Raw genomic sequence first — 17,714 nt, forward strand, 5'->3', positions numbered from 1 at the left:
GTCCCGGACCGCCTCGCTCGCGCACCACCGCCACCGGAACCGGTCACGCCGCCACCCCCCTCAACGCGCGCCGTCGCACGCCGGCTCCGCCACTGCAACGTCCCAGGCCCTCAGANGATTTCCACCGGCTCCTCGGTGACCGTGCCGTCGACGATCCGGAAGGACCGGAACTCGGTGTGATCGGACTCCCGGGTGGAGGCCAGCACGTAGTGTGCACCGGGCTCGGCGGCCAGGGAGATGTCGGTGCGGGACGGGAACGCCTCGGTCGCGGTGTGCGAGTGGTAGATGACGACGGGTTCCTCGTCGCGGTCGTCCATCTCCCGCCAGACCCGGAGTTGCTCCTTCGAATCGAAGCGGTAGAACGTGGGCGAACGCTCGGCGTTCTCCATCGGGATGAACCGCTCCGGCCGATCCGAACCCACCGGGCCGGCGACGACTCCGCACGCCTCGTCGGGATGATCACGGCGGGCATGGGCGACGATCGCCTCGTAGAAGGCACGGTCGATGCGCAGCACTGGCCCACCGTACGACGTGGAAGGGGCGGTCTGGGCGGTCCTGGCGANGAGACCGTCCCGGTCGCGCCCCGGATCGTCCCGGCGGTCTGGTCCAGACGTGGTCCAGGCCTAGTCCAGTGCCCGGGTCAGCTCGTCGAGCAGCCCGGTCAGAAAGACGTACGTCGCCACCAGCGGGTAGCGCGGATCCTCCGGATCCATCCGCTCCAGCTCGTCGGTGGAGTCGTCGTCGGTCAGTGCGAGGCGGGTGCCCAGGAACAGCCGCAGGTCGTTCAGGGTGGTCAGCCAGTCCTGAGCGGCGTCCTCGTCGAGGACGAGTACGGACCCGGGAGCGGGCATGGCGNCCAGCACGCGACGGGCGGCGTCGCGCTTGCGGGCGAGCAGGTCGTCGGTGCGGCGACGGCGGAAGTCCCCGGAGGCCATCGGGTCGTCCGGATACGGGTCGGGAAGCAGNCGGGCCATCGCCGGGTCCTCGGGCGGGGGCGGGGCGGTGTCGCGCAGGCCGACCATCGCCTCCAGCGGGTCCTCCACGGGCGGCGGTTCGAGCAACGCCTCGATCTGGCCGACGAGCTGGGACAGCAGCGCCGACTCCCACTGCGGCAGCCGCAGCTCGATCCCGGACCGGGTGCGACGGAAACCGTCAGCAGCCACGACGTCGTGCCCTCCATCACCGCTCGTCCGCGGCGCCTGCCCGCGGAAGTCTCGTCGGTCACCGCCGACGCCGGCGCGCCTCGACCGTCGGCGCGACGGGTCCCGACGCGCCGACGCCATCGCCTGCAGACGGAAGCGGGCGCGCAGTGCGGGCCACGGCGGACGTCCGGCGGTTGACCATCGCCAGCCTAGTCGAGCCGGCACAGCGGCCCCGCATGCCGCTTCGGGGCGTCGGGCCCAGGGCGCCCGGGCCTCGGGACGCCCGGGAGGGAGGCGTTCTCGGGGTGGATCCCCGGGAAGGGGTAGCGCGGTCGTCCCACCCGGAATCTGGCCAACTTTGCGATACGGACGCCGTTGAACCCGGCACCGAGCGGAGTCGTGCGGTGGCCGCGCGACGCCAACGCGAGAAGCCCGAGCCCGACTACCCGAATATTCCGGACGGCAGGGTCGAATTTTCCTCGACGCCCGATACGCACAGCCCGGATTCATCCCCGCAGTCCAGCAGGACCGAATTACGGAACGGGCCGTTCCACCAGAAAACGGGGAATCCGGATTCCCTCGGCTTTTTCGGAATCGCCCCCCGTGGGACTCTGCCGGGACCTGTCCGGACGAATCCCGCCCGCGCCTTCTCGACCCGCCGAGCACATTGTCGAGCACCGGCCCACAGCCTGGCCGACCGGCCTCCGGCATTCGCTCCGCCCCGGACAGATTCACCCGCCGCCCGTCGCCCCGGGCGGCGGGCGCACGCCGGCGCCGCGCCTGCCACCGGCGGCCGACCTCGGCCAGCTAGACCCGATCCAGCTAGCCCTTTGTGGCCTCGTTGTCACGACGGAGCTGCAGAGTTGGGCAACCTTACGTCGCCACGAGACCGATCGGCAGCCACCGGCGGCCGTTGCCGCCCAGCCCGTCCCGGCCAGCCCGACGCCGCCCAGCCCACACCGCCCGTCCCCACGCCGCCCAGCCCGACGCGGGCCAGCCCGCTGCGCCCACCCCGACGCCGGCCAGCCCCGCCTCGACCAACCCGGTTCCTGCCATATTGCGGCCACAGTATGCCGAGGTTTGGGCACGGTCTTCGGCGCGAAAGCGTGNCCAAACCTCGGCACGGCTCCGTGCACGCCTGGTCACCGACGGACGTGGGCAGGGATGAGGGCAGGGACGAGGCAAGGACGAGGAGCCGTCGACGGGCGCACCGAACCTCGTGGCGACCGTCGGCAACCCGATCGCTCGCCCGCAGCCGCCGAGCCGGGCGCCGCTCGCCCAGGCTGGTCAGTCCTGCGCGATCGTCGCCCACAGACCGTAGGCGTGCAGGCGCTCCGCGTCGGCCTCCATCTCCTCCCGGGTACCGGTGGCGACCGAGGCCCGGCCCTTGTGATGGACGTCGAGCATCAGCTCGGTGGCCTTTGACTTGGTGTAGCCGAACAACTTCTGAAAGACGTAGGTCACGTACGACATGAGATTGATCGGATCGTTCCAGACGATCGTGACCCACGGCCGATCGTCGTCGAGGGTCTCGTCGGCTTCCTCGACGTCGACAGGCGACACGGCGGTGACAGACACGAGGCCTATTGTTACGCCATTCCCGCGCCCTGACCCGTCACCGGGCACGGTGAGATGCGACGGCGCACCCCCCGCTCACGTCCCGCCACGGGGCGGCGACGAGGCGGCGACGGTCAGAAGCAGCGGCGTAGCAGCGGCGGTCAGACGGAGCGGCGTAGCAGCGGCGGATGCAGCGCGGTGGCCGAGCCGCGCCGGTACAGCTCGGCGGGCCGCCCGCCCCCGCGCGGAGAGGTGCGCCGGCCGAGCGGGACGACGAACCCGGGCGTGGACAGCACCTTGCGCCGGAAGTTCGGCGGATCCAGTGCGACGTCCCAGGCGGCCTCGTAGACACGACGCAGGTCGGCGAGGGTGAACTGGTCCTCGCAGAAGGCGGCGGCCAGCGGGGTGTATTCCAGCTTCGCGCGCGCCCGCTCGACCCCGTCGGCGACGATCCGTGGATGGTCGAAGGCCAGGGTGGGGCCGTCCGGAGAGTCCAGATCCGCCACCGGCCACCACCGGGCACGGGGGCCGTCCCGGCCGGGCGCCGGCTGCGGCAGGTTCGGCAGCAGGGCCAGGTAGGCGACGCTGACCCCTGGGGCCCGCGGGTCTCGGTGCGGGCCGCCGTAGGTGCGCAGCTGTTCGAGATGGCCGGTCGTGGTCACCCCGGTCTCGGCCCACAACTGGCGTGATGCCGAGGTGTCGAGGTCCTCGTCGCCGTCGACGAAGCCGCCGGGCAGTGCCCAGGCGGCGTCGAATGGCGGGTCCCGGCGGATCAGCAGGACGCAGAGCCGGCCGCCGCGCAGGGTCAGCAGAACCAGGTCCACGCTGACGGCGACGACCGGCGGCGTGACGGCGTCACCACGGCGCCGCCCGTCGTCGCCGTCACGCGGACCGCGGACCTGATTCGGCGGCGAGGCGGGCGGCACCCCTCCAGTCTGGCCATGCCCACCCCACCGCACACGGCCCCCTCCCCGCCAGCGGGGCCGCGGCGGGCGCGGCGGCGCGGCGTCAGGCGTGGGTGGTGTGCACGACGGGCAGGCACGGCTGACCGAAGCGCACGTCGCGCGCCGTCGGGGGCAGCGCGGCGAACGCCCGACCGTGGTGCTCACGGGCCCGTCGGGTGCCGGCGGGCCCGACCAGGTCGTTGTCGACGAGTTCGCCCCCCACGACGATCGACTGGAGCAGCTCACGGTCCCGGGACTCGCCGGACCGGATCCCGGCCTCCGCCGCTGTCACCGGCACGGCGGCGAGGGTCCGGCCGGCGGACGAGGTGCCGGCGGACGAGGTGCCGGCGGACGGCGCCCCAGCCGCAGCCACCGCAGCGGCGTTGGCGGTGGCGGTGGCGGTGGCGTTGGCGGTGGCGTTGGCGGTGGGGACGATGGCGGGAGCGGCGGTGACGGCCGCAGCCGTGGCGGGCAGGACGACGTCGGCGACGGCGCGGCCGCTGGGGTCGTGGCGGCGCACGACCCGCTTGCGTCCACCGCGGCTGGACTTGCCCACCGACTTCTTGGCGACGGCGACGCCGTCGACCTCGACGAGCTTGTAGACGAACCCGGCTGTCGGCGCGCCGGACCCGGTGANCAGGCTGGTCCCTACGCCNTAACCGTCGACGGGTGCCTCGCCCAGCCGGGCGATGGCGTGCTCGTCCAGGTCCCCGGTGGCGATGATCCGGGTGTCGGGCGCGCCGAGTGCGTCGAGTTGCGCCCGGGCGGCGGTGGCCAGCCCGCCCAGATCACCGCTGTCGATCCGGATGGCGCCGAGCTCCGGCCCGGCGGCGGCCACCGCCGCGGCGATGCCCGCGGGGACGTCGTAGGTGTCGACGAGCAGTGTCGTGTCGCGGCCCAGGGCGGCCACCTGGGCGGCGAACGCCTCGGCCTCGGTGGGATGGACGAGGGTGAACGCGTGCGCGCTGGTCCCCACGCTGGGCACGGCGTAGGTCCGCGCCGCCTCCAGGTTGGAGCTGGCCGCGAAGCCCGCCAGGTAGGCGGCCCGCGCCGCCGCGACGGCCGCCGCCTCGTGGGTGCGCCGCGAGCCCATCTCCAGGCAGGGCCGCGAGCCTGCCGCGGCGACCATCCGGGCGGNGGCCGCGGCGATCGCGCTGTCGTGGTTGAGGATCGACAGCACGAGCGTCTCCAGCAGCACCGACTCGGCGAACGTCCCCTCGACGGCGAGGACCGGCGCGCCGGGGAAGAACGGCTCGCCCTCGGCGAAGGCGCGGATGTCGCCGCGGAAGCGGTAGTCGGCCAGCCAGGCCGCGGTGTCGTCGTCGACCACGCCGGCGGCACGCAGCGCGGCGAGTTCGGGCGGGGCGAAACGGAAGTCCGCCAGGGCGTCGAGCAGCCGGCCGGTGCCGGCGAACACGCCGAAGCGGCGGCCGGGCGGCAGCGAGCGGGTGAAGACCTCGAAGACCACGCGACGGTTGGCCGCTCCGGAGCGGAGCGCCGCCCGCAGCATGGTCAACTCATAGTGATCGGTCATAAGTGCCGTGGACATCCGGAACAGGCTAGGNACGAGCCCGTTCAGATGCGCGCCTGACGACATCCCGCGGGTGGCGGAAGGGGAGGCGGTCGGCGTGCCGGGAGGTGTGTTGATCCGACGGTGGGGCGGACGCAGTCCTGCATGATGTCCCTCACACCCTGCCGCCCCACGCCGCCACCGACCGGGAGTNCCTCGCCGTGACCACGCCCGCGATCGACCTCGTGCCGGCCGGGTGCGCGCGCAGGATGGCGCGGTTCGGGGCCGATCGGCGGCAATGGGACAGGACCTCCGTAGTCGTCCGACGCCGTCATGCGATCGTCTTGAGCGTGGACCAGAGTAATGCCGGCATCTTCATCGTCGTCGTCGGCGGCGCGTTGCTCGCTCTGCTCGTACTCGGCGGTCGAGCCGGCCGGAGCATCGCCCGCGACGTGTGGAGCCGCATCGGCTTCTTCCGCTGGATACTCGTCGCGATCATTGTCGTGGTCGTCCTCGATCTGTCCGACGGGTTGCCCAACCAATGAACGCCGGGATGACAGGAACAGCACCGCATAACGCTTGGCAGCGAAGATGTTGCAGGATGCCACCGGNCCACCTCCGTATGGGGTGGTCGATTTATGTCACTGCGCTCTCAGATGCCCGACTCGTTATNCTCACTTCGCGTAACACGATTGTCGGACGAGAGGACAGCGGGTGACTGGTCACACCTGGCTCTGGACGCCGCCGCGGGCCACNCCAGCCAGCGTCGGCGTCGGCCAGCTCCTGAGGGCTTACCGGCAGGCACACGGCCTGACGCAGCAGCAACTCGCCGATCGACTCGGCTTCGACCAGTCCTATGTCTCGAAGGTGGAAAGCGGCCGCCGGGCCATCCACGACATCTCGACGCTGCGCCACATCGCCCGCAACCTCGCGCTGTCCCCGGAGGACGTGGGCCTGGCGCCCGGCGCGATGGCGGACCGCCGACGGGACACCGGCCCACGCAGTCCCGCGGCCGAACAGGTCGCCGCCAGCCAGCGCGCCTGGCGGCTGACCCGCGACCATCTCAACCACCACCGGATCAGCCTGGCCCGGGCCGCGGTGCGGCTCTACCCCGAGACCGACCGGCTCGGCAGCGGGCTGCTGGCCCGGCCGGGCTGGGTCTGGGACCGGCCGGTGGACATCGACGAGGTCGCCCTGCACTGGCAGGACAAGGTCGAACCGCCGCTGATCCGCGGGGACGAGCCGGAGACGGCCGGCAGCCGCCCGCTGCTCGGCGGTGGCAGCGCGCAGACCCGGTACCAGCGTTACACCCGGGCGATGCGCGACCTCGACCGGCCGACGCTGTTCGAGAACCGGCTGAGCTTCCGGCTGCTGGACATCGGCGGCGACGGCACGGCGCCGGCGACGGCGGACAACCGGCCGACGCTGAACTTCGGCCACACGACCTACTTCGACGCTGTCGACGTGTGCGAGACGGTGGCCCACGAGGCGGCCGCCGCGATGGCCGGCACCGGGCTGTCCTGGCCGGCGCTGCCGTTCCGGGCGCGCATCGGCAACCCGTTCGACTTCGGCCGCCGGGTGGCCCTGCCGTCGATCAACACCCTGACGATCCGGCACGATCGGGGCGGTCAGGCGAGTTTCTTCCTGCACCGGCGCAGCGCGGGCTCGGTGGCGACCGCCGGCGGGGTCTACCACGTGATCCCCGCCGGGGTGTTCCAGCCGTCGGGGATCACCGCGTTCCACCACGAGGCCGACTTCGACCTGTGGCGCAACATCATGCGGGAACTCAGCGAGGAACTGCTCGGCAACCCCGAGCACGACGGCAGCTCGTCGCGCCCGATCGACTACGACACCGACGAGCCGTTCCGCTCCTTCGAGCAGGCGCGGCGGGCGGGCTCGGTGCGGGNGTCGTACTTCGGCATCGGCCTCGACGCGTTGACCTTGTTCGGCGAGATACTCACCGTCGTGGTCATCGATGCGGACGCCTTCGACAAACTGTTCGGCGGGATGGTGCAGAGCAACGCCGAGGGATCCGTCGTCACGGCCGGCCCCAACCGGGCGGTGACCGAGGGCATCCCGTTCACCCACACCGCGCTGCGCCGGCTCGTCGACACCGAGCCCATCGCTCCGTCGGCGGCGGCGTGCCTCGAGCTCGCCTGGCGCCACCGCGAGACGCTGCTGCCCGGCGTGCGCGCCCGGACGGCGTCCTGATCCGGGACATGCGCGTTCTGGTCACCGGTGCGTCCGGATTCATCGGCGGAGTGGTCACGGACGCGCTCGCGGCCGACGGCCACGCGGTGACCGCGATGGTCCGCGACCGCACCTCGGCGCCGGCCTTCGCCCCCGGCGTCGAGGTGGTGGCCGCGGACCTGCTCGACCCGCGGCAGCTCACCGCCGCGGGGGTGGACCGGGGCTTCGACGGGGTGTGCCATCTCGCGGCCCTGACCCGGGTCAGGGAGTCGCGGATGGCTCCCCTGCGCTACTTCCAGGCCAACCTCACAGGCACCGTCAACCTGCTCACGGCGCTGGAGATCGGCACGGAGCGGACCGGAGTCGCGCCCGCGTTCGTGTTCGGCTCCAGTTGCGCCGTCTACGGCGACGTCGATCTCACCGGCGTCCCGGAGAGCCGCCCGCCGGACCCGTCCAACCCCTACGGCGCGTCCAAGCTCGCCGCCGAGCGCCTGCTGAGCCACCAGGCCGGCACCGGCCTGGTCGGCGCGGTCATCCTGCGCTCGTTCAACGTCGCGGGCGCCGTCGAGGGGCACTACGACCGGGACGACAGCCGGATCATCCCGGCGGCGATCGCGGTGGCCTCCGGGCGCCGCGACGTCTTCCGGGTCAACGGGGACGGGCAGGCGCTGCGGGAGTACGTCCACGTCCGGGACATGGCGGCCGCCTACCACGCGGCGCTGACGGCGGCCACGCCGGGACGCTGCTCGGTGTTCAACGTGGGCAGCGGCGTCGGGGTGAGCATCATCGACGTGCTGGCGGCCGTCGGCCGGGCCAGCGGACGCCCGGTGCGGCGCATCCACTGCCCGCCCGTCCTCGAGCCCAAGGCCCTCATCGGGGACAGCCGGCGGATCCGCACCGAGCTGGGCTGGGGCTCACCCCAGTCGAGCATCGACCAGATCGTCGCGGACGCCTGGCGGTACGGCCGGGCGTCCGGCGGGACCGGCGTGCCGCCGCGCCAGCGCAACGTACCGATCATCACCTGACGCCGCGCGGCGTCCCCGACAGCGTCCGGCGGTGTCCGGAGGTGTCCGGCGTCGTCCCGCGGCGGACATCCCGGGCTACCGCCCACGGTGCACACCCCGTAACCTGTAGCGAAGTGTGACCTCTGGGCTCGAGACCAGCGCTTCCGGCGCGGCCGGCTCGGAGTCACATCCCGGACGACGGGGTTCGGCGAACTGGTCGGACCGACCCGGTCGGTTCCGTCGGCAGAGAGTTCCGACCCGCGCGACGATGGATCCTGACAGGCTTTCCCGACCCCGAAGGGCTGGCTGTGATGGTGGCGGACCGACACCTGGGCCTGCGGCCCTGTCACGTCTACGACTACGACGGCGAGTACCTGGGCTCCTTCACCAGCTGGTCGGCGGCGCACGCGTGGGCCCACCTGCAGGCCGCGATGGGTGGCGTCCCCGGGCCGTTGGAGGTCGAGGACCGGCAGCTCGGGCAGCGTCGACGCGTCTGGGTGGACCGCTGCGCGGACCTGCTCCCCACCCCGCCCACGGCGACCGAGGGCCCCGGCGCGACCGAGCAGCCCAGCGCGGCGGAGACGCCGGCCGGAGCCGCCCACGCCCCGCGGGCCGGCGACGCCGGGCCCGGGGCGCTCACCCGGGAGCACGACGCGACGGGCGGGGCCGTCGCCGAACACGGCGCGATCGCCGCGGCACTCGGCGTCGCCGTGCTCTGCGACGTCCTCGACGCTCCGACCGTCATCCCCGCGCAGCCTCGCCGGTCGGACTGATCCGCGGGGCCGCGGGTCCGCCGGGCGAGCCGCGTCCCCCGGACGACGACGGGTAGTCACCGGTTCCGCAATCCACACCCAGAAACATCGCCGGTGGCCCGAAAGGGCGACTTCCCGGCACGAGAACCCCAACACATCACCACCGCCCGCGAACGCACGGGCCGGCCGGCAGGCAGGTCCGCCGACCGGCCCGAATCCGCCGGGCCGGCCGGCAGGTGCGGGACGGGCCGTCGGTCCGGCTCGCACCGCGGCACTCCGGTCTGGTCGCGTCGGGCGAGGCCCACCCGCGGCGCCGACCGGACGGGCGGGGCGCCGCCGGATGCGGGCGGCGGCCTGCGCCGCAGCGGCGCCCGCCGGTGTCGGTTCGCGGCCTCGCGCGCATCGGGCGGGGCAAACCGATCGTCCTGGGGTCGACGGGCGCCGACATAAGGCCCAGACTGTCCGTGAGCGGACATACTTGACCGACCTTGGCGGACGTTGGCCTATCCTCGTATACCGAATGCGACGAAGCCTCCCGTGCCGCCGGAGCTCGCCGGGAACATCCGTGGGCCACCCGACAGAGCACCTGGTCAGCTCCGCGCACTAATCTGACGTCTGTCGTGGCCCGGATCATCACCCGGGACGGGCGCCATACGGGACTCCGCCCGAACGACCGACGACGAGACGCTCCATGGGGGAGACGAAAGTGGACGAGCAGACCGCTGGGACCGGTAACCCCCGGCCCACCGCGCGCCTGGTGGTCGACGTGGTCCGTGCGCTGCGTGGATGGGTGGTGGCGGCAGCCGGCGGCGTCCTGCTTCTCGGCTGCTACCTGGGCGTCTCCAAGGAGACGGACGTCGCGCTGCAGCTACCGTACGTGGTGTCCGGCGGTTTCGGCGGGTTGGCGCTCGTCCTGATCGGCAGCGCGTTGCTGGTGGCCGACCGCTTCGATGCGGCCCAGGCCGCGCAGGCCCGCACCGTCGGCCAGGTCGACGATCTGCACTCGCTGATCATCGCGGCCGCGACCGTGGGTGAGCAGGCCGGCGGCGCGCTGCCCACCACCCCGGCCCAGGCGGCCTACCAGCAGCAGCCCGCTGCCCCACCGCAGAACGCCTACTACAACGCAGCCGGTGACTCCGCGCCGGGCGGATCGACCCGCCCGGCGGGCGTCAGCGCCCCCGGCCCGCGCGCCTGACCGCCGGCGACTGCCCGCATCGCGACGGCGTTCCGGAAGGCACACGTTCCCGTGATCACACTTGACCCGGCCGGCGCCGGACCACGCCGAGGGGGTGGCCGATGACCAGCATCGATCTGGCGCTGGCCGGGCTCTCACTGGGCGCGATCGCCGCCCTGTCCGGCATCGGCCTGCTGGTCACCTATCGCACCAACGGCGTGCTCAACCTCGCCCAGGGCGGGATCGCCACCCTGGTGGCCTACGTCTTCCGCGAGATGGTCGTCGAGTGGGACCTGCCGATCTGGCTGGCCGCCGTGGTAGCCCTCGCCGTGGTGTCCCCCGGCATCGGGCTGCTGCTCGAACGGCTGGTGTTCCGGCCGCTGGCTCGCCGGCGGGCGTCGGCCGCCGAATCCCTCGTCGCCAGCCTCGGTGTGCTGGTGCTCAGCCTCGGCATCACCGCGGGCATCTGGGGGCTGGGGGCGCGCAGCGACGCTCCCAGCATCTTCCCGAACTCGTCGGTACGGCTGTTCGGCGATTCCCGGGTCGGCGTCGACGCGCTGGCCGAGCTGATCATGGTCGTGGTGTTCGCGGCGGTCATCGGCATCATCGCCGCCCGCACCGCCTTCGGCCGCCAGATCCGGGCCGTCGTCGACGACCGCCAGCTCGCCGAGCTGTCCGGCGTGCCCGCGGACAAGGTGGCGGCCGCCGGCTGGGCCGCCGGCACCACGATGGCGGGCCTGACCGGCATCCTGCTCGCCCCCCGCTTCCAGCTCACCCCCTACGGCCTGACCCTGCTGGTCCTGGAGACCTTCGCGGTGGTCGTGGCCGCCCGGCTGTCGAGCATGCCGGTCGCGGTCCTCACCGCCCTGGGCATCGCCATCCTGCAGAGCGAGCTCAAGCAGTTCACCCTGCATGGCGACGCCGGCCAGATCCTGACCGTGCTCCAGTCGAACCTGTTCATCGTCGCCCTGCTGGTCCTGCTGCTGGCCGTCCCCAAGCTGCGGGAGCTGGGCTCGGGCGACTCCGGCGCGACGGCCAGCTTCTCCAGCCGCGGCGCGCCACCGTCCGGGCGAGTCAGCGGCGCCCGTTTCCGGCNGGACTACCTCGGCAAGCTGGGCGGCACGGCGCTGCTGCTCGCACCGCTCACCTTCGCGCCCTCCGACCTGCGCTCGGCGTTCATGGTCCCGGCGCTGGCCCTGATCTTCCTGTCGATGGTGATCGTCACCGGCTACAGCGGGCAGCTCTCCCTCGGCTCCGCCGGCTTCGCGGGTCTCGGCGCGCTGCTGTCGCTCAAGCTCGCCAACGGCGACCTGTTCGGCCTGCCGGCGATCCCCGGGATCGCGTCGATGTTCGTCGGTGCGCTGTTCGTCGCCCCCATCGGCCTGATCACCGGTTACCCGGCGATCCGGCGCCGCGGGCTGACCCTGGCCCTGACGACCTTCGCGGTCGGCGCGGTCGTGAGCCGGTTCGTCTTCGAGCAGCCCACCTTCGCCACCGGGCTGTACCTCGACCCGCTGTCGCTGTTCGGCTGGGAGCTGTCCGAGAAGGCCTTCTACGTCTTCGAGCTGATCTGCCTGGGGATCGGCCTGCTCGTGGTGCGCAACCTGCACCACGGCCGGCTCGGCCGGGCCCTGCTCGCCCTGCGCGACCACTCCGAGGGCGCGGCCGCGGTCGGCGTCGACGTGCGCAACCTCAAGCTGCTGGCGTTCACCGTCTCCTCCGTCGTCGCCGGCCTGGGCGGGACGCTGCTGGTGCACAGCAGCTACTCGTTCTCCGCCGACGACTTCGCCCCGCTACAGAGCCTGCTGTGGTTCACGGCGGTCATCGTGTTCGGCGCGGACAGCGCGGCCGGCGCGATCGTGGCCGCGGCGTTCATGGTCACGATCGACGTGCTGGCCCCGGCCGGATCGTCGACGCTGGCCATCGGCATCCTGGCCCTCGCGCTGGGTTGGATGCCCGGCGGGCTCGCCTCTGCCGTGCGCGGGGGNCTCCGGCTGCTCGCCCAGTACCTCGCCGACAGCTTCGTCGACCCCAACCAGCGGGCCCCGCGGCCGGTGCCGGTGCGCATCTCCNCGGTGGGCCACCTGCCGGCCACGACGGGCATCACCGGCAGCACCGGCATCCCCGGGGTCGGCTCGACTCTGGGGGCGGCCCGTGCCGGGCACTACGCCCNCTGGCCGCTGTCCGGTAACCAGCTCGGCCTGCCCGCGGACGCTCCCCACCTCACGCCGTTCGGCGCCAGCCTGGTGGCGATGGTCCAGCAGTACGCCGCCGGCCAGACCGCGGTGGCCCGTCAGCGGCAGGCCACGGGCACGGACGGCGCCCCGCGCCCGACGGTGCCGCAGCCGTCCAGCGCCGGCGCCGGCACCGGGGCTGGAACCGGGACCCACCCAGCCGAGGGAGGCCGGGCATGAGCCGGCACGTGCTGCAGGCCGTGGGCCTGGTGCGCCGCTACGGCGGCCTCACCGCGGTCGACCACGTCGACCTCGTCGCCCCACCGGGCATGATCACCGGTCTCATCGGGCCGAACGGCGCCGGCAAGTCGACGCTGTTCAGCCTGCTCACCGGCGTCGAGCAGCCCGACGAGGGCAAGGTCGTGCTCGGCAGCACCGACATCACCCGGATGCGGCCGGACATCCGGTCGCGCCGCGGCCTGGTCCAGACCTTCCAGGTCCCCTCGCTGTTCCCCACCCTCACCGTCGCGGACAACCTGCTCGTCGGCGCGGAGAACCGACGCCGGGACTACGCCGGCGGCCTACTGGGCCTGTCCGCCCAGGGCCGGGGCCGGGTGAGCCACAGCATCGAGCGCGGGCTCGAACGGCTGGGGCTCGCGCCGAAGGGGCCGGTGACCCAGATCGTCGAGGAGGTCCTGGACTCCCTCGGCCTGTCCGACGTGCGTGACACGATCGCCGGCACGCTGCCCACCGGGGCGCTGCGGCTGGTCGAGTTCGCGCGGGCGCTGTGCGCGCGCCCGGACATCCTGCTGCTCGACGAGCCCGCCAGCGGCCTGGACAGCGAGGAGACCGCCAAGCTGTCGCAGTTGCTGCGGCGGACCGCCGCCGGCGGGGTCGGCATCGTCATCGTCGACCACGACGTCGACCTCGTGTTCTCCGTCGTCGACCAGGTGTACGCGATGGTCGGCGGCCGGGTCGTCGCGTCCGGCGACCCGCAGACGGTCCGCAACGACCCGACCGTGCGGTCGGTGTACCTGGCGCAGGCACCCCTCGCCGCGGCGGGGCAGTCCGGGGAGGCACGGTGACGACGGCAACCGCCGAGCTCGCACTGACGGGGGCCCGCGCCGGCTACGGCACGGTCGAGGTCCTGCACGGCCTCGACCTCGCCATCCCGGCCGGGAAGGTGACCGCCCTGCTGGGGGCGAACGGCGCGGGCAAGTCGACCACGCTGCGGGTGCTGTCCGGGCTGATCCCGCTGCGGGCGGGCACCCTGACCTGGCGCGGCGAGGACATCACCCGGCTGTCCACCGTCGACCGGGCACGCCGTGGCCTGATGCTGGTGCCGGACGAGCGGGCCGTGTTCGCCACCCTGTCGGTCCGGGACAACCTGCAGATCATCGCCGAGGCGAGCGGGCATCCCGACATCACCCCGGCGCTGGATTCGTTCCCCCGGCTGCGCGAGCGGCTCACCCAACGGGCCGGTTCGATGTCCGGCGGCGAGCGCCGGATGCTGGCCCTGGCCAGGGCCCTGCTCGCCCGCCCCTCGGTGCTCATGGTCGACGAGCTGTCGCTCGGCCTGTCCCCGAAGGTCGCCNCGGACCTGTTCGGCTGGCTGGCGACCGTGGCCGCCTCCGGCACCACGGTCCTGCTCGCGGACCAGTACACCGAGCAGGCGCTGGCCATGGCCGACCTGGTCTACGTCCTGCACCGGGGGGAACGGTCCTTCGTCGGCACGCCCGCCGAGTTCGCCGGCGGCACGCCCGCCGGCACCTCAGCCTGAACCACCTCAGCCTGAACCACTACTCCCCAGCCTCGGCGGCCACCGCCCGTCGACAGTCCTCCTGTCCACGGGCGGGGCCGCCGGCCGTCAGCCCGCCGGGTAGGGCAGGTTCGGGACGGTGAAGCAGTTGGTGTTCATGTCCTTGACCTGGGACTCCCAGCCGCCCTTGCCGCCGTTCGCCGAGTCCTTCCAGCGGGCGACGTTCAGGCAGTTCTTGTCCTCGGCGGGTGGCTGCGCGGCCTTCGTGAAATTGCGACCGGTCGGGATGAGCAGCCCATGGCCGTCATAGTCCTTGCCGCTGTTCATGAACGCCTCGACGCAGGTGCGGGTCACGTTGGCGCCGCAGGAGCGGATCGCATCGGTCAGCCACTGCGCGGAGGCGTAGCCCTCCAGCGTCCAGAGGTTCTCCTTGGCCACCCGGTCGGGCGCCGCCGCCTGGAGATCCTTCTGGAACTGTGCCACCGCGGGGATCGAGGTGTCCTGGTAGTTGGCCGAGCCGCTGGTCGAGTAGATCGTGTTCCGGCAGTTCGGCGATGCGCTGTACACCTGGCCGATGTTGTTCGCCCAGCCCTGCGGCGTGGTCACCTTGGCCTGCAGGCCCAGCNTNTGGCTCTCNATGGAGTTGCAGAGCTGCGCGTTGNCACCGTCGTCCATCGCGTCGAAGACGNTCTGCACACCGCGCCGCTTGAGGTCGAGCACGGCGGAGTCCCAGTTCGGCGCCCCGAGGTTGATCTGCTCCTCGACGACGCTGTAGCCCTCCTTGCGCAGGCCGTCGGCCACCGACTTGGCGTAGCGCTGGGACGGGGCCACGTTGTAGTACACGACCCCGGCGACGTTGGTGTGCAGGTTCTGCTTGAACCAGCGGTAGATCTCGGTCCCCGCGTACAGCGTGCCGTTGTAGCCGGGGCGNTCGCCGTTGCGCGGGTAGTAGCTGCCGTAGATCGAGTACAGGTGCGGGTACTGGTCGTACTCGGTGCCGACGGGCTGACCGCCGATGTCGGGCACGCCCTTCGAGTTGATGTACTGGGCGCCCGCGTAGTTGAAGGCGGTCACGCCGGCGAGCGCGAAGACCTTCTGGTCGTCGACGAGTTTGTGCGCGCAGCTCACGTTCCCGTCGGGGCTGCCCTTGTCGTCGCACTCGGCGAGGTTCACGCTTCGGCCGTTCACGCCGCCCGCCGCGTTGAGCGCCTTGAAGTAGGCCCGCGCCCCGTACAACNAGGCGGAGAACGTGTCGGGGCCGAATCCGCTACTCAGACCGGCGATCGTCCCGATCTTGATCTCGGTGGGGGTGACCCCGACGTCGGAGGCGGTGTTGTTCGAGGCGCCGGCCTGCGTGCTGGCGGNCGTGGTCGGCCCGGTGTTGCCCGCACGGCTGCCGCAGGCGACGAGCGCCAGCGACGACAGCACGACGGCGGCGACGAGCGATTTCGCTCGCATGGACATGCTCTCCCCTGGTAGATCGGTGACGCTCGCACGGTACGGCCGGATCGACGTCCTCGATACGTCAGGCTGACGACAGCCAACCAGCCGCCGCTGACCACGTACCGTTACATCAACCAGCGTTGCGTACAAACATGCGGCGCCACCAGCTTCGACGCACCGCAGGCACGCTCGCGCGCTCCACCGGTGCCTCCTCCGCGGTCGGGGAGCTGTCCCCGCCCACGCCCTTACCGCCCTCCCCGTCACCCGTTCCCGCGCCCCCTGGCGCCACGACGTCGCTGTCGGTGGCCGGAGCTGCGGATGGGAGAACGCCGGTCCCCGTCCGGCTGCCGCCCCCGTCGGTGGCCGGAGCCGCCGCGAGGACCGCCTCCGTCCCGGAGGGCTCGGCTACCGTACCGCCCGCCAGCTCCGCCACCGGCGTGGCATCGCCCGGGGCCTTCGCCGACGCCGACGGGATCGTGCTCCCCAGCCGGGCCATCGCCTCGTCAAGGGCTGCCAGAACCTGCCCGAGCGTGGCCACCGGGTCCTCCGCCACGCTGGGGGCCGAGGTCAGCCCGGTCCCGGTTCCGGGCGTGGCGGCCGGTTCGGCCGGCACCTTCTGCGCAACCTGTACAGGCGGCTGCGCCGGCACGGCGCCCCGCGCCGCCTCCGCAGCCGGCTCGGACTCTGCGACCGGCTCGGACTCTTCGACCCGCTCCGCGGCCGCTTCCCCTTCCGGGGCCGGCTCCCCCGCCCCCACCGGCTCGACGGCCAGCTCGGACACGACGGCCAGCTCGGACACGACGGCCAGCTCGGACACGACGGCCAGCTCGGACACGACGACCGGCTCGGACACGACGACCGGCTCGGACACGACAACCGGTCCGGACTCCGCGACCGGCTCCAGCTCCGCGACCGGCTCGGGCACAACGGCCAGCTCGGACACGACGACCGGCTCGGACACGACGACCGGCTCGGACACGACGACCGGCTCGGACACGACGGCCGGCTCGGACACGACGGCCGGCTCGGACACGACGGCCGGCTCGGACACGACGGCCGGCTCGGACACGACAACCGGTCCGGACTCCGCGACCGGCTCCAGCTCCGCGACCGGCTCGGGCACAACGGTCGACTCGGCGACGACGGTCGGCTCGGGCACAACGGTCGGCTCGGGCAGAGCGGCCGCCTCGGGCTCGCCGGTCGGCGGGATCTCCGCGAGCGGCACCGGGGCGGCCTCGGCGACCGGCTCGGTCGCCGGCACCGGCTCGACGGCCGCCTCCGTGACGGGTGCGGAGTCGCCCGGGATCTCGGGGATCGTGGCAGCAGGCTGCGGCAGCCGATTGAGGATGAGGCCGCCGGGGCCCTGCGCGCGGCGCACCTGTCCGGTCTGGGCGAGCCGCCGGCAGACCTGGTTCACCGTGCCCCGGCTCGCCCCGATCGCCGCCGCCAGCCTGCCGTCGTCCAATCCATCGGGAACCTTGGCGAGCTGGTCGAGTATCCGCTCAGCAACAGTAGCCACAAAGCGGGACGCTATACGCTAACTGCTGCCCGGTGGCAAGCGGGGTCGTCCCACGNGGTAATCGTGTCCATACTGCTGCCGTTGGCATCCGCGCAGTCGGTCGCGCCCGCCCGCGACCCCGCTCGGTAGATCCCCACCTGGGCGGATCCGCACGAGACACGGCGATCCCCCGGACCACCGTCGCCCACCGATGCCCACCGATGCCCGCGCAGCGCCAGCGGCGACCGGTGTAGCCGGCGTTGTCCCCATGGGCGTGGACGACCGCAGGACGGAGTCGAGCCCGCAGAGCCGGTTCCGCCACGCACGGCGCGTCACCATGAATGACTCGTCAATGACGGCTGACTATATTTCGCCGGAGAGTNGCGGCGAGGCCAGGGTTCGGACCCACTCCGCCGGACTGCCGGACTGCCATGGCCGTCCGGCCCGTCCAGCACGGAACGGGTCGACGTCTTTCCCCGCCTGGGGGCGAGGGTCCACCTTCACACCCACCGGGAAGGCAGGCGCGTCGTGCTGAGGTTCGCGATTCGCCGGTTCAGCCGGTGCCGG

Annotated in this window: 11 protein-coding genes and 13 pseudogenes; 10 read left to right on the forward strand and 14 right to left on the reverse strand. The window is 72.8% G+C overall.

The features are described from left to right. Positions 1 to 116: 116 nt before the first annotated feature. The 9 genes and pseudogenes from UK94_RS27070 to UK94_RS66955 all read right to left on the reverse strand — a co-directional run. Positions 117 to 506, reverse strand: a pseudogene (locus UK94_RS27070) (M67 family metallopeptidase); the annotation flags it as partial. Between the two features lie 117 nt (positions 507 to 623). Next, a partial coding sequence (locus tag UK94_RS66925) for a DUF2017 family protein (RefSeq protein WP_235490111.1) occupies positions 624 to 855 on the reverse strand: 232 nt, incomplete at its 5' end. Position 856: 1 nt separating this feature from the next. Continuing rightward, positions 857 to 965 (reverse strand): annotated as a pseudogene (locus tag UK94_RS66930) (DUF2017 family protein); the annotation flags it as partial. 1 nt (position 966) lies between these two features. Beyond that, positions 967 to 1,163, reverse strand: a pseudogene (locus tag UK94_RS66935) (DUF2017 family protein); the annotation flags it as partial. 1,266 nt (positions 1,164 to 2,429) lie between these two features. After that, positions 2,430 to 2,720, reverse strand: coding sequence for an ATP-dependent Clp protease adapter ClpS (clpS, locus tag UK94_RS27085; RefSeq protein ID WP_041938928.1), 291 nt, complete (start codon positions 2,718 to 2,720; stop codon positions 2,430 to 2,432). A 140-nt stretch (positions 2,721 to 2,860) separates the two neighbouring features. Next, complete coding sequence (locus UK94_RS27090; RefSeq protein ID WP_011602684.1) at positions 2,861 to 3,523, reverse strand: NUDIX domain-containing protein; 663 nt, start codon at positions 3,521 to 3,523, stop codon at positions 2,861 to 2,863. Between the two features lie 184 nt (positions 3,524 to 3,707). Next, positions 3,708 to 4,279, reverse strand: a pseudogene (locus UK94_RS66940) (nicotinate phosphoribosyltransferase); the annotation flags it as partial. Between the two features lie 20 nt (positions 4,280 to 4,299). Beyond that, positions 4,300 to 4,780, reverse strand: a pseudogene (locus UK94_RS66950) (nicotinate phosphoribosyltransferase); the annotation flags it as partial. A 1-nt stretch (position 4,781) separates the two neighbouring features. Then, positions 4,782 to 5,207: pseudogene (locus UK94_RS66955) on the reverse strand (nicotinate phosphoribosyltransferase); the annotation flags it as partial. Between the two features lie 702 nt (positions 5,208 to 5,909). On the opposite strand from UK94_RS66955, the pseudogene UK94_RS27105 reads away from it, so the two are divergent. The 10 genes and pseudogenes from UK94_RS27105 to UK94_RS66980 form a co-directional block, all read left to right on the forward strand. Then, a pseudogene (locus tag UK94_RS27105) lies at positions 5,910 to 7,059 on the forward strand (helix-turn-helix transcriptional regulator); the annotation flags it as partial. 1 nt (position 7,060) lies between these two features. Beyond that, positions 7,061 to 7,364 (forward strand): annotated as a pseudogene (locus UK94_RS66960) (transcriptional regulator); the annotation flags it as partial. Positions 7,365 to 7,372: 8 nt separating this feature from the next. Beyond that, positions 7,373 to 8,368, forward strand: coding sequence for an NAD-dependent epimerase/dehydratase family protein (locus tag UK94_RS27110; RefSeq protein WP_011602679.1), 996 nt, complete (start codon positions 7,373 to 7,375; stop codon positions 8,366 to 8,368). Positions 8,369 to 8,658: 290 nt separating this feature from the next. Further along, the gene (locus tag UK94_RS27115; protein ID WP_063822686.1) at positions 8,659 to 9,120 is read left to right on the forward strand and encodes a hypothetical protein; all 462 of its coding nucleotides are present in this window, start codon (positions 8,659 to 8,661) and stop codon (positions 9,118 to 9,120) included. 685 nt (positions 9,121 to 9,805) lie between these two features. Next, positions 9,806 to 10,294 carry a hypothetical protein gene (locus UK94_RS27120; RefSeq protein ID WP_055752060.1) on the forward strand — a complete coding sequence of 163 codons (489 nt, stop codon included), beginning with the start codon at positions 9,806 to 9,808 and terminating at the stop codon, positions 10,292 to 10,294. A gap of 101 nt (positions 10,295 to 10,395) precedes the next feature. After that, positions 10,396 to 11,368: branched-chain amino acid ABC transporter permease (locus tag UK94_RS66965; protein WP_235490113.1), on the forward strand; the 973-nt coding region annotated here is incomplete at its 3' end. A 1-nt stretch (position 11,369) separates the two neighbouring features. Then, positions 11,370 to 12,260, forward strand: a pseudogene (locus UK94_RS66970) (branched-chain amino acid ABC transporter permease); the annotation flags it as partial. A 423-nt stretch (positions 12,261 to 12,683) separates the two neighbouring features. Next, positions 12,684 to 13,532 (forward strand): ATP-binding cassette domain-containing protein, encoded by an 849-nt coding sequence (locus UK94_RS27130; protein WP_011602674.1) that lies wholly within the window; start codon positions 12,684 to 12,686, stop codon positions 13,530 to 13,532. Further along, positions 13,529 to 14,041, forward strand: a 513-nt coding sequence (locus UK94_RS27135) for an ATP-binding cassette domain-containing protein (protein ID WP_235490116.1), incomplete at its 3' end; no start/stop codon positions are given. The genes UK94_RS27130 and UK94_RS27135, both read left to right, overlap by 4 nt. Before the next feature lies 1 nt (position 14,042). Beyond that, positions 14,043 to 14,227 (forward strand): annotated as a pseudogene (locus UK94_RS66980) (ABC transporter); the annotation flags it as partial. Between the two features lie 87 nt (positions 14,228 to 14,314). On the opposite strand, the gene UK94_RS66985 reads toward UK94_RS66980, so the two are convergent. From UK94_RS66985 to UK94_RS27145, 5 genes and pseudogenes are all read right to left on the reverse strand, one after another. Then, a partial coding sequence (locus UK94_RS66985) for an ABC transporter substrate-binding protein (RefSeq protein WP_235490118.1) occupies positions 14,315 to 14,833 on the reverse strand: 519 nt, incomplete at its 5' end. Between the two features lie 62 nt (positions 14,834 to 14,895). Then, positions 14,896 to 15,136: pseudogene (locus UK94_RS67000) on the reverse strand (amino acid ABC transporter substrate-binding protein); the annotation flags it as partial. A gap of 1 nt (position 15,137) precedes the next feature. Beyond that, positions 15,138 to 15,443, reverse strand: a pseudogene (locus UK94_RS67005) (ABC transporter substrate-binding protein); the annotation flags it as partial. Position 15,444: 1 nt separating this feature from the next. Next, positions 15,445 to 15,570 (reverse strand): annotated as a pseudogene (locus tag UK94_RS75190) (hypothetical protein); the annotation flags it as partial. A 209-nt stretch (positions 15,571 to 15,779) separates the two neighbouring features. Further along, on the reverse strand, positions 15,780 to 17,168 hold the full coding sequence (locus UK94_RS27145; protein WP_055752063.1) for a MarR family transcriptional regulator: 1,389 nt from the start codon (positions 17,166 to 17,168) through the stop codon (positions 15,780 to 15,782). Positions 17,169 to 17,714: the final 546 nt, after the last annotated feature.

The organism is Frankia sp. AvcI1 (assembly GCF_001420875.1).
In the GTDB taxonomy this organism is placed as follows: domain Bacteria; phylum Actinomycetota; class Actinomycetes; order Frankiales; family Frankiaceae; genus Frankia; species Frankia alni.

Coding starts and splice junctions, on each gene's coding strand:
- UK94_RS27110 (WP_011602679.1), top strand. CDS start 7,373: ATGCGCGTTCTGGTCACCGGTGCGTCCGGATTCATCGGCGGAGTGGTC.
- UK94_RS27115 (WP_063822686.1), top strand. CDS start 8,659: ATGGTGGCGGACCGACACCTGGGCCTGCGGCCCTGTCACGTCTACGAC.
- UK94_RS27130 (WP_011602674.1), top strand. CDS start 12,684: ATGAGCCGGCACGTGCTGCAGGCCGTGGGCCTGGTGCGCCGCTACGGC.